This window comes from Rhodobacter maris (assembly GCF_900217815.1).
Lineage (GTDB): Bacteria > Pseudomonadota > Alphaproteobacteria > Rhodobacterales > Rhodobacteraceae > Rhodobacter > Rhodobacter maris.
The window spans coordinates 154075-171125 of sequence record NZ_OBMT01000003.1; the positions used below are offsets into that span (position 1 = coordinate 154075).

Genomic DNA, 17051 nt, shown 5'->3' on the forward strand with positions numbered 1-17051 from the left:
GCTCAGGGCTTCGCGTCGATCCGGTCGAGCACGGCGCCCCAGATGGCGGTATCCTCGGTGATCCGGGTGGCGAGCGTCTCGGGCGTGCCGCCCGCGGCTTGCCAGCCCATGTCGATCAGCTTTTGCTGCACCGCCGGATCGGCGAGGATCACGTTGATCTCGGCATTGAGTGCGCTCACTACCTCGGGGGGCGTGCCCGCGGGCGCGATGAACGCATTCCAGAGTTCGGCGCGAAAATCGGCGGGCAGCCCCGCATGCCCGGCCATCACCGGCACCTCGGGGGTTTGCGGGAAGGGTTTCACCGAGGTCACCCCAAGGATTCGCATCTTGCCTGCGGCCACATATTGCAGCGCCGCCGAGGGCGCCATGAAGCCCGCGTCGATCTCATGGCCGATGATCGCCGTCGTCACCTCTGCATACGAGGTGTAGGGGACATGCAGCATCTCCACGCCCGCGCGATCGGAGAACAGCTCCGCCGTCAGATGCGCGCCCGAGCCCTTGCCAACGGAGCCATAGGCCACGGCCTCCGGTTCTGCCTTGGCGAGCGCGATGAAGCCCGCCAGATCCTCGGCGGGGCTGTCGGCCGCCACGGCAAGAACCAGCGGCGAGGTGGCGATCAGCGCCACCGGTGCAATGTCCTTGGCCACGTCATAGCCAAGATCGGGGGTGAGCCGCGGCGCGGTGGTCATCGGCCCGTTGATCGTGGTGCCGAAGGCGGTGCCCGCCGCTTTCGCATGCAGCATCTGCTGCACACCGATCACCCCGCCCGCGCCGGGTTTGTTTTCGATCACGATCGGCTGGCCAAGCTTGGCGGCCAGCGGTTCGGTGATGATCCGCGCCAGCAGATCGGGCGAGGAGCCGGCGGGAAAGCCCACAAAAACATGCAGCGGCTGATCGGGCCAGCCCTCCGCCAGAACAGGCAGGGCAGAGGTGCCAAGGGCGAGGGCAGCGGCGCCCATCAGGGCCGCGCGACGGGTCAGGGTCATGGGGTTCCTCCGGTCTTGCTCGTTGCGCAGAACAGATACCACTGGGGCGGGGAATGCAATTGCAAAGGGGTGCATGGCAGGGATGCACCCGGACCCATCGTCGCAGGCCCCTTCGGGCGGGGCGTCAAATGTCATTTCGGTTTGACATCTGGCGGCTCAGCGGAAATCTTCGGCGCGAACCCGCGCAGGAGGATGACATGAAGATCGACGGAACCCATTATCGCACGATCTGGCAGGATGCTTCCGGCGTGGTGCAGGTGATCGACCAGCGCTGGCTGCCGCATGAGCTGCGCATCGTTCCGCTTGAAAGCCGCGCCGATTTCGCCGTGGCGATCCGCGACATGTGGGTGCGCGGCGCGCCGCTCATTGGCGCGGCGGCGGCTTGGGGTGTGGCGGTGGCGATGCGCGAGGATCCCTCCGATGCCGGGCTCACCGAAACATGGGAAGTGCTGCACGAAACCCGGCCCACGGCCATCAACCTGCGCTGGGCGCTCGATGAAATGGTGCGGGTGCTGCGCCCCCTGCCGCCTGCCGCGCGCGCCGCGGCCGCGGCCAAACGCGCCGCCGAGATCTGCGACGAAGACGTGGAGATCAACCGCAACATCGGGCTCCATGGGCTTGAAATCATCAAGGCGATTGCCGCGAAAAAACCGGGCCAGACGGTGAACATTCTCACCCATTGCAATGCGGGCTGGCTGGCCACGGTGGATTGGGGCACCGCCACCTCGCCCATTTATCACGCCCATGAGGCGGGGATTCCGGTCCATGTGTTTGTGGATGAAACCCGCCCGCGCAATCAGGGCGCCCAGCTCACCGCGTGGGAGCTCAACCACCACGGCATTTCGCATGCGCTGGTGGTCGATAACGCGGGCGGGCATCTGATGCAGCATGGCGAGGTCGACATGGTGATCGTCGGCACTGACCGCACCACCGCGCAGGGAGATGTGTGCAACAAGATCGGCACCTATCTGAAAGCGCTCGCGGCGCGTGCGAATTGCGTGCCCTTCTATGTGGCGCTGCCCTCGCCAACGATCGACTGGCGCGTGGTGGACGGGGTGAAAGAGATCCCGATTGAGGAGCGCACCTCCGACGAGGTGACCCTCGTGCAGGGGCGCGGTGCCGATGGCAAGATCGCGCTGGTTCAGATCTCGCCCGATGGCACGCCCGCGCGCAACCCGGCCTTTGACGTGACGCCCGCGGGGCTCGTGACCGGGCTTTTGACCGAGCGCGGGCTTTGCCCCGCCGAGGCGGGCGCGATGGGCACGATGTTCGCCGATCTGAAAGCCGCGATGCTCGGCTGAGGCCGATAAGGCCGGGCGCTCTGCGGCACTACCCCGCCGCGAGCAGCGCCTCCGCTACGCGTGTTGAGGTAGCAAGATGGGTGACATAGCCGCCGCGGATCGCGGCCAGGCTTGGCGCCACCTTGTCGCGCCCCGGCACCACCAGAAGCCCCATCTCGAGGCCGACAAGCCGGGGCAGTTCGATGCCGATCATCCGCGCCTCGGCCGGGCCGGGAAGCGCGCGCCCCTCGGCGTCGACAAAGCGCCCGCAGATCACCCCAACCGCGCCCTGCGCCACCTGCGCCGCGAGATCCGCGCGCGAGGCGAGCCCGCTTTCGACCACATGGCTCTCTGCCGTCACCGTGCCGGCGGAAAAGAGGAGCTTGTTGACCTGACCAAGCGCCTCAAGCTGGCGCTTCAATATCGGTTCCTCGCGCAGCTCCGCGGCCAGCTCCGCCCGGCTCAGGATCGCGGGCGCATGGAGGTTGAGGCAGCGCGCGCCGAGCCGTTGCGCCAGCCGGGTCGAGCAGGCCTCGGCGGTAAACCCGTAAGGCGTTGCCATGGAACCCACGAGTTGCAGCACGCTCAGATCGGCAATCACCTGCGGCTCAACCAGTTCGGCAAGGTCGTAGACGGTGCGGCCCCAGGCCACGCCGAGCCGGTCGCCCGGTGCGAGCAATTCGGGCAACCATTGCGCCGCGCCCCGCACCACCCGCGCGAAGGTGCCCTCCGCATCGCAGCCCTCGTCGGGCACGACCCAGGCGCCCGCGATCCCGAACCGGTCGCACAGCTCCAGCGCGAGGCGATGCGTGGTGAAGGCCGGCGCGGCAAGGGTGATGCGGATCAACCCGGTCTCCCGCGCCTCTTGCAGATAGTTCACCACCGTGGCGCGCGAGATGCCGAGCGCCTCGGCGATCTCCTGCTGGTTGCGGCCATCGTGGTAATACATCCACGCCACCTCGATCACCGCATTCTCGCCCCGCCCGCGCCCGAGACTGCGTCGTTTCGCGCCTGCCGTCATCGTCGCCCTCCGCTTTCGCCGTTTGACAAAGATAGGTGACAAAAGTAAGGAAATCCAGCCGATATGCCGAGCCGGGAGGGAGACCATGATCCGCAACCTCTGGAACGATGCCGATGCAAGGGCCGCCGCAGGGCAGGGGCTTTTGGCCGAACGGCTCTACAGCGCAAGGCTGATCGGCTCGGACCCGGAATTGGTGCTCCATGGCGGGGGCAACTGCTCGCTCAAGACCTCGGCGCAGGACATTTTTGGCGAGAGCGTCGAGGTGCTGCATGTCAAGGGCTCGGGCCATGACCTTGCCACGATCGACGCTGCAGGCATGCCCGCGGTGCGGCTTGCGCCGATGCTGGGGCTGAAGGCGCTCGAGACGCTGGAGGATGACGCGCTGGTGAAGGCGCAGCGGTTGAACTTGCTGGACCCTTGGGCGCCCAACCCCTCGGTCGAGATGCTGCTGCATGCCTGGATGCCGCATCCTTTTGTTGATCACACCCATGCCACGCCCTTCCTCGTGCTGGCGAACCTGCCCGAGGTGGAGGCGGTGCTGCGCGAGCTTTTTGGCGGCAAGATCGCGCTTGTGCCCTTTGTCAAACCGGGCTTCGGGCTGGCCAAGGCCGCCGCCGCGGCGTTTGAGGCGGCCCCCGCGTGCGAGGGGCTCCTGCTCAAAAACCACGGCCATTTCACCTGGGGGCCGGATGCGAAGACGAGCTATGACCGGGTGATAGGTCATGCGAATACCGTCGCGGCTTGGCTCAAGGATCGCCGCCCGGCAAAGCTCATCCCCGCCGCCGCGCTGCCGGTGGCCGAGGTTGCGCCGGTGCTTGCCAGTCTGCGCGGTGCGCTCGCCACCGCTTTGCCCGAAAGCGCCGCGCTGCCGGTTCTGGATCTGCGCGCCGATGACGATACCCGCGCTTTCTGCGAACGCCCCGATCTGGAGCGGCTCGCCACGCTCGGCGTGGCCACGCCCGACCATGTGATCCGCACCAAGGGCGAGGTGCTGGTGCTGCGCCGCGAGGCGCAAACCCCCGAGCGGATGCGGCAGGCCGTGGCCGATTGGGGGGCGCGCTATACCGCCGCTTTCGAGGCGCACAAGCACCGCTTTGGCGGCCCGGTCACGATGCTCACCCCGCTTCCGGGGCTGGTCTGGCTCGAAGGCATCGGCGCCGTCGGCGTGGGCGCCGATGCGAAAGCGGCGCGGATTGCGGCGGACATTGGCGATCAATCGGCCCGCGTGAAGGCGGATGGCGTGGCGGTGGGGGGCTTTGCCTCCATTTCCCCCGCCGATCTCTTCGACATGGAATATTGGCCGCTTGAGCTTGCCAAACTCGGCACGGCCAAGCCCAAGCCGCTCGCGGGCCGGGTGGTGCTGGTCACGGGCGGCGCGGGCGCCATCGGCATGGCGACGGCAGAGGCCTTTGCCGCCGAGGGCGCCGCGATCTTTATTGTCGACCGGCCCGGCGAGGTGCTCGATCAGGCGGTGGCGAAGCTTGGCCGCGATCATGGCGGGTATGGCTGCGACATCACCCAGACCGGCGCGCCCGCGCAAGCGGTTGCGGCCTGTGTGGCGCGCTTTGGCGGGCTCGACATTCTCGTTTCCAACGCGGGCGCGGCGATCAACGGCGATATTGCCACGCTGGACGATGCGGTCCTGCGCGGGAGTTTCGAGCTCAATTTCTTCTCGCATCTGGCTTTCGCGCAGGCGGCCATCGCCACCTATCGCGCGCAAACCGGCACACGGGGGGGGCGCGGGGCCGAGCCGGGGCAGATCCTGTTCAATGTCTCGAAACAGGCGGTGAACCCGGGCAAGGGCTTTGCCGCCTACGGCCTGCCCAAGGCCACGCTTTTCTTCCTGCTGCGCCAGCTTACGCTCGAACACGGCGCGGAGGGGATCCGGGTGAACGGCATCAATGCCGATCGGATCCGCTCGGGCCTGCTCACCCCCGAGATGATCGCCGCGCGCTCCGCCGCACGGGGGCTTGATGCGGGAAGCTACATGGCGGGCAACCTGCTCAAGGCCGAGGTCGAGGCGCGCCATGTGGCAGAGGCCTTCGTGATGCTGGCAAAGGCGGAGCGCACCACGGGCCATGTGATGACGGTCGATGGCGGGAATATCGAGGCGGCGCTGCGCTGAGGCGCGACGCCCTTTTCAGGTCGCGATCAGAAGCTCGATCCCGCGCGCCTCGAAGGCTTTGGCATCCTTGTCGGAAATGCCGTCATCGGTGATGAAGGCATGCACCACCTCAAGCGCGCCGAGCCGAGTGAAGGAGCTTTTGTTGATCTTCGAGCTGTCCGCCACGAGGTAAACGCGCGAGGCGGCGCGGATCATCGCTTCCTTCAGTTGCAGATCGGCAAAGCTCGGGTAGGTGAGCCCGGCATCGAGCGCCACCCCCGCCGTGGCGAGGAAGAGCTTGCCCGCAAAGATGTTGCGGAAATATTCAACCGACTTGTCGCCGGAGAGGGAAAGCGTGGGCGCCTTGAACTGGCCGCCCGGCATATGCACCGCCGTGCCCGGCACCGAGCCCAGAATGATGGCGATGTTGAGCGCGTTGGTGATCACGGTAAGATTGCGCCGCGCCACGAGGCGGGTGGCGACCTCGGTTGTCGTTGTGCCTGCATCGAGGATGATCGTCTCACCGTCGTTCACAAGGCTTGCGGCCAATGCGCCGATACGGCGTTTTTTGTCCATGTTGTCTTGATGATGCAGCACCAGCCCCTCGGCCCGGGAGGACGGCGCGTTGAGAAACGCGCCGCCATGTTCACGGGTGATGAACCCCTCGGCCTCAAGCTTTTCCAGATCCTGCCGGATCGTGGCCTCCGAGACCTGAAAGGCGGAGGCCAGATCGCGCACCCGCGCCGAGCCCTCCTCCTCGATCCAGTCAAGGATCCGGCGCCGACGCGGTTCGGAAAGCAGGCCGGTCTTGCCGTCGTCACGCATCGGGAGGGGTTTCGGGGGCACGGTTTCGCCTATCTGTTCGGGTCTCTCTGGTCGGGGCAGTTGCTCCGGTTAAGCGCGCGCATCGCGATCGGTCAACGAGGCGTATGCGCGCGTCACTCTTACCGGCTCGCCGCCGCCTCTTGTTGCAGCGCCACACGGGCTTGCAGGCGGCTTTGTGCCTGATCAATGACCACTGCGGCAACGATCACGAGCCCTTTGATCACGGTCTGCCAGAACGACGAGACACCCATCATCACCAGACCATCGGCAAGGATCGAGATCACGAAGGCGCCGACGATCGTGCCCGAGATCTTGCCGCGCCCGCCCGAGAGCGAGGTGCCGCCAAGCACGGCTGCGGCAATTGCGTTGAGCTCGAAGGTTTCGCCGGTTGCGGGGTGGGCGGCTTGCAGTTGCGAGGCGATGATCAGCCCCACAAGCGCGGCGCAAAAGCCCGAGAACATGTAGACGAAGATCTTCACCCGGTCGACCTTGACGCCCGAAAGCGCCGCGCCGCGTTCGTTGCCGCCCACCGCGTAGATATGGCGCCCGAGCGGGGTGCGCTTGGCGATATAGGCGGCCACGAGCCCCACCACGATCAGCATCCAGATCAGGAACGGCAGGCCGAGGAAGGTGCCCGCACCGATCAGCGGGAAGGTTTGCGAGCCGTATTCCGGGTTGCCCGAAAGGTTCGGGAAGGTGCGCCCGCCCGAGGACAGGAGCGCCGCGCCGCGGGCTATATAGAGCGTGCCGAGCGTGGCGATGAAGGGGGCCACATTGAGCTTTGTGATCAATATCCCGTTGATCCACCCTACGAATATCCCCACGCACATCACGATCAGCGCCACTTCGAAGGTGTTGAACTGGATCGACCAGCCAAGGCCGGGGTCAATGCCGTAAAGGATCAGCCAGCCCGAGACCATGGCGGTGAGCCCGACGGTGGAGCCCACCGAGAGGTCGATCCCGCCGGTGATGATGACGAAGGTCATGCCGATCGCCAGAAAGGCCGTGAGGGCTGCGTGTTTGGCAACGATCACAGTATTGGCGAGCGTCATGAAGTTGGGCGCCATCAGTGCGAAATAGCCAAACACGAGGATCAGCGCGAGATAGGTGCGGGCTTGCAGGATCGTGAGCAGGATCGACGAGCCTTGTGCGTCTTTGGGGGCGGGAACGGCGGTCATTCTGCGGCTTCCTTCGGAACTTGCGCATTGGGGGTGGTGGCGGAAATCACCTTCGCGGCATCGGTGCCTGCGGGGAATTCACCGGTCACGCGGCCCTGCGCCATGACAATGATACGGTCGGAGAGGGCAAGCACCTCGTCGAGATCGGAGGTGACGAAGAGAATGCCCAGACCTTCGGCGGCGAGGCGACGCATGGTGCGGAACACCTCGGCCTTGGCGCCGATGTCGATGCCGCGCGAGGGCTCGTCCATCAACAGCACCTTCGGCCCGGTCATCAGCGCCTTGCCGATCACCACTTTTTGCTGGTTGCCGCCCGAGAGCGACGACACCGGGTTTTCAGGGCTCGCCACCTTGATCGTGAGCCGCTTGATGAAGTCGCGCGCGGTCTGCGCTTCCTGTTTCAGGTTGAGATGGAAGAGCTTGGTGAAGGCGGGCAGCGAAGAGAGCGTCAGGTTCTCCCGGATCGCCATGATCTGAATAAGCCCGTCGCGCTTGCGGTCTTCAGGGATCAGCGCAATGCCGCGGGCGATGCGGCCGGGCACGTCGCGCTCGGTCAGAGGCTTGCCCTCGACCCAGAACTTGCCGCTGGAATGCGGGTGCTGTGCCATCACGCATTCGAGGAACTCGGAGCGCCCCGCGCCCATCAGCCCGTAAAGCCCGACAATCTCGCCTGCGCGGATCGAGAGCGAGACGTGATCGACGGTGAAGCCCCCGCCCATGCGCGGCAGGGTGATCTCTTCGGCGCGGAAGATCTCCGGGCCGAAATTGGCCACTTCGGAGCGGCCATATTCCTTCGAGCTGGAGCCGATCATCGCCTGCACGATCCAGGGGATATCCACCCCTTCCATCGAGCGCGCGCCGGTGATCGTGCCATCGCGCAAGACGGTGATGTAATCGCCGACCCGGATCAGCTCTTCGAGCCGGTGCGAGATATAGACGATGCCCACGCCCTGCGCCGTCAACTCGTCGATGACGCGGAACAACACCTCCACCTCGGCCGCCGAGAGCGCCGAGGTCGGCTCGTCGAGGATGAGGATTCGGGCATCCTGCGCGAGCGCCTTGGCGATCTCGACGATCTGCTGCTGGCCGATCCGGAGGGTGCCCAGCAGGGTGTCGGGGGTAATGTCCTGTTCCAGCCGCTCCATCAGCTTGCGGGTTTCCACGCGCTGCTTTTCGGTGTCGATGTCAACGCCGCCGCGGGTGGGCTCATGGCCGATGAAGATGTTTTCTGCCACCGAGAGGTTGGGGAACAGGTTCAATTCCTGAAACACGATCCCGATGCCCGCCGCCACGGCATCGGCCTTGGTGCGAAAGCGCACCTCGCGGCCGTCCATGGTGATCGTGCCTTCGGTCATGTCTTCAACGCCGGCGATGAGCTTCATCAGCGTCGATTTGCCGGCGCCATTCTCGCCCACCAGCACGCTCACCGCGCCCATGCGCACATCGAAATCCACGCCCTTGAGTGCGCGGGTGCCGGGGTAGACCTTCACGCCCCCCCGGATCGAAAGTCCGATCGGGTGCGCCTCGGTCATGGCAGCACCTCGATGGCAACGGGGGTGACGAGCCATTTTTCCTTGGCGGATTTCAGCGGCACGACGCCGGTGAAGCGCAAGGTCTTGCCCATCGGATCGCCTTCGGGGAGCGTCAGCCCCTCGGTGGCGCGGTCATTGAGCGCGCGGCCGAGCTTGGCGAACTCGATCTGGTCGCGGAAAGAGGTGAAATCATAGATTTCGGGGGCAACATCGCGCAGCGCGGAGCCGCGCACCACCGGGCCAAGCTGGATCGCCAGATCGGCGGTGCCATCGGCATCGGTGTCAATGTCGAGTGTGCGCGCGCGACTGTCGAGCTTGGCGGCAACGACCTTGCCCTGATCTTTCAGCGCAAAGTTCACCGGCGCCCCCGCCCCGGCGCCCGAGGCGCCATGCGCGGCGCTTGCCGCGGCGAAATCTGCGTCGATCTCGGCGCGCAGCGCGGCCACGGTCTGCGCCTTCTCGGCGATCCGCGGCACGAGTTTCTGGGTGTAGCTTTCGGCCAGCAGAATGGCGATGCGCGCCGCGTCGCCACTGGCATCGGCGGCGGGGCCGGTTTCATCAGCGGCCTTGTTCGGCACAATCTTGCAACCCGAAAGCGCCATGGCCGAAGCCAGGCAAAGGGCCGTCACGGTGAGGAATTTCATGGCCTTGGTCCCGATAGACTCCGGCGCGCCAAAGGCTCTGGCGCGCCGGTCGTTTTACTCGATCACTCGGAAATCGCGAAGGTTTCGAGCTTGCTGGCGTTGTCGGCGTTGATCAGCACGCAGTCCATGAGCTGCTTTTCATCGACCCCTGTCGCGCCGGTTTTGAGGAACGCATCGGCCTGCGCGACCGCCATCTGCGCTTGCGCATAGGCCGGTTGCAGCACGGTGGCCTTGATGCCGCCCTTGATGATCGAGTCGCGCACGTCGTTCGAGCCGTCAAAGCCGACGACAATCACATCGGTGCGGCCCGCAGCTTCGAGCGCCGCCCAGGCGCCCATCGCCATCGTGTCGTTGCCCGAGATCACGCCCTTGATGTCCGGGTGCGCCTGAAGCATCGATTCCATCACCGTGAACCCCTCGGTCTGCGACCAGTTCGCGGCTTGTTGCGCGACCAGTTTCAGATCCGGGTATTGGTCGATCACGTCATGATAGCCCTGCGAACGGATGCCGGCATTGGTGTCGGATTCCTTGCCCAGAAGCTCGGCATAGGCACCTTCTTCGCCCATCAGGCGGACGAATTCTTCACCACCGAGCTGCGCGCCCTGATAGTTGTTCGAAACGATCTGGCTGACCGCGATCCCGGAGGCGGTGATCTCGCGGTCGATCAGGAAGGAGGGGATGCCCGCATCCTTGGCCTTTTGCACGGCGGCAACGGTCGCATCGGCGCCCGCGTTGTCGAGCACGATCGCTTTCACGCCTGCGGCGATGGCGCTGTCGAAGAGTTCGGATTGCTTGTTGGCGTCGTCGTCATGCACGAGCACCATCGTGTCATAGCCGAGTTCCTTCGCCTTCGCGGCGGCGCCATCGGCTTCCGCCTTGAAGAAGGGGTTGTCGTGGCTCGGCGTGATGATGGCGATCGTGTCGGCCGCGGCGGCGAAGCTCGGCATGATCCCGGTCATGGCGACGGCAAAAGCCGACACCAGAAGGCGTCTTTTCACGTTCATGGGTTCCTCCTTGTCGTCGCACCCCGGCGTGGGGGCGACTCCCCGGCCCTGACTCTGCGCCTTGCTCTCGTTTGTCGTCAAGTAATTTCGTTTCGCCTGCGTTTGTTTTCGTTTTCCGGTTGTGTCGCGCCCCTTCAATCCCCTGAATGTTTGCGGTGACGCGGCGCCGCAGCGGAAAATGCTGCAATTGCAGCCGATTCTGGCGCGGCCAAATCCGGCGAAGTGACGCGGGCTTTGCTTGCATCGAGAGGGCGACTCGTAGTAAAACGAAAAAGTCGAAAGTAATCGAAAATACCCGCGAAGATCGCGGGGCTCCATAAGCGAATGTCGGCCTGCGGGCCAGGAGGAGAGACATGAGCCAGAATATCCGCCGTCCGGTCACCTTCGGCGTGGTCATCGGCAGCCGCGCCTTTTTCAGCCCCGCGCCCTGCAAGGCGGCGCGCGATGAGGTGTTGGCGCAACTGGAAAAAATCGGCGTCAAGGCGGTGATCCTGCCCTTTGAGGCCACCGCCAATGGCGCAGTGCAGTCGATCCCGGATGCCGAGCTTTACGCGCGCCACTTCAAGGCGCATCGCGACGAGATCGACGGGCTGGTGATCTGCCTGCCGAACTTTGGCGACGAGATCGCGGTGGCGGAGCTTGTGAACCGCGCCAAGCTGAACGTGCCGATTCTGTTGCAGGCGAGCAATGACGAGATCGACAAGGTCGATGTGCATTCGCGCCGCGATGCCTTTTGCGGCAAGTTCTCGGTGGCCAACAACTTCTGGCAATATGGCGTGCCCTTCACCGAAACCACGACCCATACCTGTGATGTGGGCGGTGCAGAATTTGGCGCCGATCTGGAGCGGTTCGCGCGCGTCTGCCGCACGGTGCGGGGGCTGAAAAACGCCCGCATCGGTTCGATCGGTGCGCGCACCGCGCCGTTCCAGACCATGCGGTTTTCAGAAAAACTGTTGCAGGCGAGCGGCATGACGGTGGTGACCGCCGATCTTTCCGAACTGCTGCAGGCGGCGGGCGCGATCGACGACGCCGACCCGGATCTGGCGACAAAGCTCGAAAAGCTGAAAGCCTATGGCAAGATCCCGGCACATATCCAGCCCGGCCAGATCCTCAAACAGGCAAAATGGACGCTCGCGGTGAACCGCTGGATCGAGGAAAACGGCTGCGACGCCTCTGCCATTCAGTGCTGGCGCTCGCTGCAAGACAATTTCGGCTGCGCCACCTGCGTGACGATGTCGATGATGGGCGAGGAGCTGATGCCCTCGGCCTGTGAGGTCGATGTGATCGGCGCGGTCTCGATGTATGCGCTCGCGCTTGCCTCGGGCCAGCCCTCGGCGCTTCTCGACTGGAACAACAACTACGGCTACGAGCCGAACAAATGCGTCTGCACGCATTGCGGCAACTATCCGAAGAGCTTCATCGGCGACACGCCCGAGATTGGCGAGCTCGATGTTCTGGGCGAAACCATCGGGCGCGCAAAATGCTTTGGCGCGGTCAAGGGCAAGGTGAAAGCCGGGCCGATGACCTATTTCCGGCTCTCGTCGGATGACCGGAACGGCACGCTCAAATGCTACCTCGGCGAGGGCGCCTTTACCGATGACCCGTTCGGCATGGATGGCGGCATCGCCGTCTGCGAAGTGCCCGAGCTGCGCAAGCTGATGAAATTCGTGAGCTACAACGGCTTCGAGCATCACGTTGCGATGGTGCGCGGCCATGTGGCCGATGTGCTCAACGAGGCCGTGGTGCGCTACCTCGGCTGGCCGATCTACACCCACGGGGGCGAGCCCGAGCCGCAGCTCCTCACTCCGCACCGTTTCTGACGAGGATCCCATGACACCCAAACCTGAAACCGTGGATCTCATTCGCGAGAAAGCGCTCTGGATGCGCCGCACCGCGTTTTCGATGGTCCACAAGGCGCAACTCGGCCATCCGGGCGGCGACTTTTCCGCCATCGACATTCTGGCCACGCTTTACTTTGGCGTGCTGCGCTATGACGCCAAGCGCCCCGATTGGGCCGACCGGGACCGCTTCGTGATGTCGAAAGGCCATGCCACGGGGGCGCTTTATTCGGCGCTTTGCGCGGCGGGCTACTTCCCCGAAAGCTGGCTTGCCACCTATATGCAGCCGCGCGCGATGCTCAACGGCCACCCGAACCGCAACTATGTGCCGGGGGTGGAAACCAACACCGGCCCGCTGGGTCATGGCTTCCCGGTGGCCACCGGCATCGCCATTGCCGGGCAGTTGACGGGGGCGGATTACCGCACTTTCGTGCTCACCGGCGACGGCGAGCAGCAGGAGGGCTCGAACTGGGAAGCGGCGATGACCGCGGGCTTCCGCAAGCTCGAAAACTTGACGCTGATCATCGACCGCAACCGGCTGCAGCAGGGCCAGTCGACTGATGTGACGACGGGCATGGACCCGATGGACGAAAAATACCGCGCCTTCGGCTTTGAGGTTGCGGTGGTCGACGGACATGATCTGGGCGCGCTTTATGACGTGCTCTCGCAAAGCCCCAAGGGCCGCGGCAAACCGCTGTGCGTGATCGCCAATACCGTGAAGGGCAAGGGCGTCTCCTTCATGGAGAACCAGGCGAAATGGCACCATGCCGTGCCCGATGACGCGCAATTCGCCCAGGCGATGAAGGAGTTGGTGTGATGGCTCACGATGGTCCGATCAAGGTTGGTCTGCAAGACTGCCGCAACGCCTGGGTGGAAACGCTCGAGGCTCTGGCCGCGGAAGATGAGCGCATCGTTGCCGTGGTGAACGACTCGACCGGTTCCTCGAAGCTTGGCGGCTTCCAGAAGAAATTCCCTGACCGGCTGATCAATGTCGGCATTGCCGAGCAGTTGATGGTCGGCGTGGGGGCGGGGCTTGCCAATGGCGGGCGGATTCCCTTCGTGTCGGCGGCCTCGTGCTTCCTCACCGGGCGCTCGCTTGAGCAGGTGAAGGCCGATGTCGCTTATGCCAATTTCAACGTGAAGCTGGTGGGGCAAAGCTCGGGCGTGGCTTACGGCGAGTTGGGCGCGACGCACCATTCGATCGAGGATTTCGCCTGGCTGCGGCCGTTGACGAATATCACCGTGATTGCGCCGGCCGATGCTTGGGAAACCGCGGAAGCGGTAAAATGGGCCGCGGCGCATCAGGGGCCGGTCTATCTGCGGCTTTCGCGCATGCCGGTGCCGGATCTGGATATTCCGGGCCGGGCCTTCACCCCCGGCAAGGCGGAACTGGTCCGTTCGGGCAGCGATGTGACGGTGATCGCCTGCGGCACCACGGTGCATCTGGCGGCCGAGGCTGCCGATGCGCTTGCCGACAAGGGGCTCTCGGTGCGGGTGCTCAACATGGCCACGATCAACCCGCTCGACGAGAAGGCGGTGCTGGCCGCGGCGCGCGAAACGGGCGCCATTGTCACGGTTGAGGAAGCCTCGGTGCGCGGGGGCCTCGGCGGGGCCGTGGCCGAACTCACCTCCGGTGAATGCCCGGTGCCAGTCGAACGGCTCGGCTTCCCGGGCTTCGTGCCGACGGGCTCGACGGAGTGGCTGTTCGAGGAGTTCGGGCTTTCGGTTGCCGGCATCAGCGCCGCGGTGCGCAAGGTGCTCGAGCGCGTGAAACGCTGAGAAATCGCGGGGCGCCCCCCGAAGGCGCCCAAGCGAAAGGCACCTGCCCGCGGCATCTCCTCCCCAGCCGTGCAGGGCCAAGCCGTCCGCCTCCCTCCGGAGGCGGGCGGTGCCTTTTGGCTCAGGCCGCGGGGCGGATCACGCCTTTTTTCAGGATCAGGCAGCCGTAAAGCCGGGTCTCGCCCGTCGCCACGATGGCAAAGGCTTTTTTCGAGCGATCATAGAAATCGAACCGCTCGACGCGGCCAAGCTTTGCGTCCGGTCCCTCGTGCTTGGCAAGGATCTCGCGAAAATCCGCAAAAATCGGCTGTTCGGCATCGGGATCGCCCACCACTTCCATGTGGAAGGCGGCTTCGGGCACGAAGTCATCGAGCGGCATCACCGAGAGGATCGCATCCATCACCCGCGTGGCGGTGAGGCCGGGGAGCCGGATCAACTCTTGTGCGCAGCTCTCGGCCGGAAAGTTCGCGTCGACGATGACGATCTCGTCGCCGTGGCCCATCGCGCGCAGGGTGTAGAGCAGATCCGCCGTCAGGATCGGGTCGATGTTCTTGAGCATGGTCTTCCTCGCTTCCGGGCGCCGCTTTGGGGCCGCCCGGGCGGATCAAAGACCCGTCCTTGCGGGAATGCAAGCGCTAGCGGGTGAGCGCCGCATAGAGCCCCGGCAGCCGCTCGGGGAGGCGCTCGACCTTTTCGAGCACCTGCACCTGCGCGGCGCCAAAGATCCGCCCCGCATAGGCATCGGCGCCGGGATCGAGGGTGAGGCAGAAGGGCGTAACGCCCGCCCGCCGCGCCGCCTCCACCGCGGCGCGGGCATCGGCCCGCAAGTAATGCGGGTCGCGCACGTCGATATCGGACGGTGCGCCATCGGTGAGCACCAAAAGGAGTTTGCGCGCCGCCTTGAGGCGGGCAAGTTCCGCCGTGGCATGGCGGAGCGCCGTGCCCATCCGGGTGGAAAGCCGCCCCTCCGCCCCCATGATCCGCGCCTTCGGCCCCGCGCCCCAGGGCATGTCGAAATCCTTCAGCCGTGTGTAAAACACATTCTCTCGCCCGTCCGACTGAAAGCCGTGGATCGCAAACCGGTCGCCCACCCGGTCAATGGCTTGGGCGAGGATCAGGCAGGCCGATTGCGTGAGCGAAAGCACCGTCTCGCCGCCCGCCACCGGGTCGTTGGTGGATTCCGAAAGGTCGAGCAACACCAAAACGGCGGTGTCGCGGGTCTTGCGCACCACCCGCATCATCACGCGCGGATCGGGCTCGCGGCCCTGGCGGAGATCGCTTAGCGCACGGATCGCGGCTTCAAGGTCGATCTCATCACCGTCTTCAAGCTTGCGGATGCGGTGCGCGCCCTGCGGGCGCAGCGCTTCCATCAGGTGCCGCAGCCGCTCCGTCACAGGGCGGTGCCGCTCCAGAATGGCCTCCGCCGCGGCCGGATCGCCAAGGCGAGGGCGGATCTCGCGCAGTGTGGCAAAAGCCGGGCGCAGGCGCTGCAGCCGGTGGTCGAATTCCTCGTAAAGCACCGGGGGCGCTAGCGCGGGCTTGCCCTCGCGCGCGTTGAAACTGGTGCCATCATCGTCAAAGAATTCCGCCGATTGCACCCAGACCTCCTGCGCATCCTCGCCCGCGGTTTCCACCTCGACCTCGTTCACCATCTCGCTCACCGAGACAAAACGGCGCGTTTGCGCGGGGGCGGGGCCGAGGTTCTCCCAGTCGATCTCCTCGAAGGCCCAAAGGATCCGGTTATCACAGCGATAGGGGCAGGAGGGCAGGTCGCGATGCGCCGAAAAAGGCATTCCGCGCAGCCGGTTGGCGAGTGCCAGGCCGAGATCGCGGCTGCCCCCGCGCGGCGCAAGCTCGAGCGCGGCGAACCGCTCCAGCACCCAGCCGGAGAGGGCATCCTCGGCCTTGCCCGTCAGCAAGGCGCGCGCGATGCGGTCGAAATCGCCCGCGATCCCCTCTGCCGTGGCGCCGTGAAACCGCGCCCAGAGTGCGCGCAGGTTCGGGAAGCGCCGGATCGCCAGCGCCTCGGCACGGGCGTCTTCGATCAGCCCGATGCAGGCGAGATCGAGCGCAGAGCGCCCGTCCGTCGCAATTGGCGCGGTGAGGCTTGCGAGATGGGCGGCGAGATGCGCCACCTGCGCGCGATAAAGATCGAGCCCGCCCTCCCAATCGTCGAGCGCATCGGGCAAATGCAGCATCTGCCCCTCGGCAAAGGGGCGCAGCCCGGCGCGGGCCTCGAAATCGCCCGCCGTGGGCACAAGCACGAAATCGCGCCCCCAGAGCGCGCGCAGATACATGGCAAGGCGGCGCTGCACATCGACCAGAAGCGTGCCTTTGCGTTCGGCCTGCAGCGCGGCTCTTGACGCTTCAGAGGCGAGCGCAAACCACGCCTCCAGCGCGGGGGGATCGGTGCGGTGCGCCTCGATCCCGCTTTCGGCCCAGCGGCGCAGACCGCCCAGCGTGAGCACGTCGAAGATCTCGCCCAGATGATCGAGCATCGGGCGGATCGCGCGGGGGGCGCGGGCGAGCAGATGCTCGAGAAAGCGGAGGTAAGCGCGGAACAGCCCGGCATCGCCGAGCCGCCGCGCGGCCAGGGGGGCGGTGTCGAGGATGCGCGCGATCACCGCGCCGGAGGTGCGCGAGGCAAAGCCAAGGCAAGCGGTGGTGGTCTCGGCCAGAAGCTCCTCGCCCAGATCGCGCGCAACCGGCACGAGGGCGCGGGTATAGGCGACAATCGGCCCCGGCCCGCGGCCCATCTGCGCCAGCGCCGAAACGCCTCTGAGCCAGGTGTCGAGCCCGCGCGGGGAGAGACGGCGCCGCGCCTCCGGCAGCATTTCTGCGAGGGCCTTCGCCGCCTCTG

Annotated in this window: 14 protein-coding genes; 5 read left to right on the forward strand and 9 right to left on the reverse strand. The window is 65.7% G+C overall.

Annotation, left to right across the window (positions count from 1 at the left end; genetic code table 11):
- Positions 1–2: 2 nt before the first annotated feature.
- The gene (locus tag CRO22_RS06750) at positions 3–986 is read right to left on the reverse strand and encodes a Bug family tripartite tricarboxylate transporter substrate binding protein (RefSeq protein ID WP_176518570.1); all 984 of its coding nucleotides are present in this window, start codon (positions 984–986) and stop codon (positions 3–5) included.
- 197 nt (positions 987–1183) lie between these two features.
- Here CRO22_RS06750 and mtnA point away from each other — a divergent pair, with 197 nt between their 5' ends.
- A complete protein-coding gene (mtnA, locus tag CRO22_RS06755) occupies positions 1184–2287 on the forward strand; it encodes an S-methyl-5-thioribose-1-phosphate isomerase (protein WP_097069368.1) in 1104 nt (367 codons plus the stop codon).
- A gap of 28 nt (positions 2288–2315) precedes the next feature.
- Here the strand turns inward: mtnA and CRO22_RS06760 are convergent, their stop codons facing one another.
- Positions 2316–3287: a sugar-binding transcriptional regulator gene (locus CRO22_RS06760; protein WP_097069369.1), complete on the reverse strand. Its 972-nt coding sequence runs from the start codon at positions 3285–3287 to the stop codon at positions 2316–2318.
- Positions 3288–3372: 85 nt separating this feature from the next.
- Between CRO22_RS06760 and CRO22_RS06765 the strand changes: the two genes are divergently transcribed.
- Positions 3373–5412: a bifunctional aldolase/short-chain dehydrogenase gene (locus CRO22_RS06765; RefSeq protein WP_176518571.1), complete on the forward strand. Its 2040-nt coding sequence runs from the start codon at positions 3373–3375 to the stop codon at positions 5410–5412.
- 15 nt (positions 5413–5427) lie between these two features.
- Here CRO22_RS06765 and CRO22_RS06770 read toward each other — a convergent pair whose 3' ends face one another.
- The 5 genes from CRO22_RS06770 to CRO22_RS06790 form a co-directional block, all read right to left on the reverse strand.
- Positions 5428–6237, reverse strand: a complete 810-nt coding sequence (locus CRO22_RS06770; protein WP_217991880.1) for a DeoR/GlpR family DNA-binding transcription regulator — start codon at positions 6235–6237, stop codon at positions 5428–5430.
- A 98-nt stretch (positions 6238–6335) separates the two neighbouring features.
- The gene (locus CRO22_RS06775) at positions 6336–7394 is read right to left on the reverse strand and encodes an ABC transporter permease (RefSeq protein WP_097069370.1); all 1059 of its coding nucleotides are present in this window, start codon (positions 7392–7394) and stop codon (positions 6336–6338) included.
- Positions 7391–8926 carry a sugar ABC transporter ATP-binding protein gene (locus CRO22_RS06780; RefSeq protein WP_097069371.1) on the reverse strand — a complete coding sequence of 512 codons (1536 nt, stop codon included), beginning with the start codon at positions 8924–8926 and terminating at the stop codon, positions 7391–7393. The genes CRO22_RS06775 and CRO22_RS06780 overlap by 4 nt, the downstream gene beginning before the upstream one ends.
- Complete coding sequence (locus CRO22_RS06785; RefSeq protein WP_097069372.1) at positions 8923–9570, reverse strand: DUF2291 family protein; 648 nt, start codon at positions 9568–9570, stop codon at positions 8923–8925. Before CRO22_RS06785 ends, CRO22_RS06780 begins: the two co-directional genes overlap by 4 nt.
- Before the next feature lie 62 nt (positions 9571–9632).
- Positions 9633–10574, reverse strand: coding sequence for a D-ribose ABC transporter substrate-binding protein (locus tag CRO22_RS06790; RefSeq protein ID WP_097069373.1), 942 nt, complete (start codon positions 10572–10574; stop codon positions 9633–9635).
- A 353-nt stretch (positions 10575–10927) separates the two neighbouring features.
- Between CRO22_RS06790 and CRO22_RS06795 the strand changes: the two genes are divergently transcribed.
- Genes CRO22_RS06795 through CRO22_RS06805 form a run of 3 tightly spaced genes read left to right on the forward strand, consistent with a single transcriptional unit; the run spans position 10928 to position 14191 of the window.
- On the forward strand, positions 10928–12394 hold the full coding sequence (locus CRO22_RS06795) for an L-fucose/L-arabinose isomerase family protein (RefSeq protein ID WP_097069374.1): 1467 nt from the start codon (positions 10928–10930) through the stop codon (positions 12392–12394).
- 10 nt (positions 12395–12404) lie between these two features.
- On the forward strand, positions 12405–13229 hold the full coding sequence (locus CRO22_RS06800) for a transketolase (RefSeq protein ID WP_097069375.1): 825 nt from the start codon (positions 12405–12407) through the stop codon (positions 13227–13229).
- Positions 13229–14191, forward strand: coding sequence for a transketolase family protein (locus tag CRO22_RS06805; RefSeq protein WP_097069376.1), 963 nt, complete (start codon positions 13229–13231; stop codon positions 14189–14191). The genes CRO22_RS06800 and CRO22_RS06805 overlap by 1 nt, the downstream gene beginning before the upstream one ends.
- Before the next feature lie 121 nt (positions 14192–14312).
- Here the strand turns inward: CRO22_RS06805 and CRO22_RS06810 are convergent, their stop codons facing one another.
- Both CRO22_RS06810 and CRO22_RS06815 read right to left on the reverse strand, forming a co-directional pair.
- Complete coding sequence (locus CRO22_RS06810) at positions 14313–14750, reverse strand: RbsD/FucU family protein (protein WP_097069377.1); 438 nt, start codon at positions 14748–14750, stop codon at positions 14313–14315.
- A 76-nt stretch (positions 14751–14826) separates the two neighbouring features.
- Positions 14827–17025 (reverse strand): VWA domain-containing protein, encoded by a 2199-nt coding sequence (locus CRO22_RS06815; RefSeq protein WP_176518585.1) that lies wholly within the window; start codon positions 17023–17025, stop codon positions 14827–14829.
- Positions 17026–17051 lie beyond the last annotated feature (26 nt).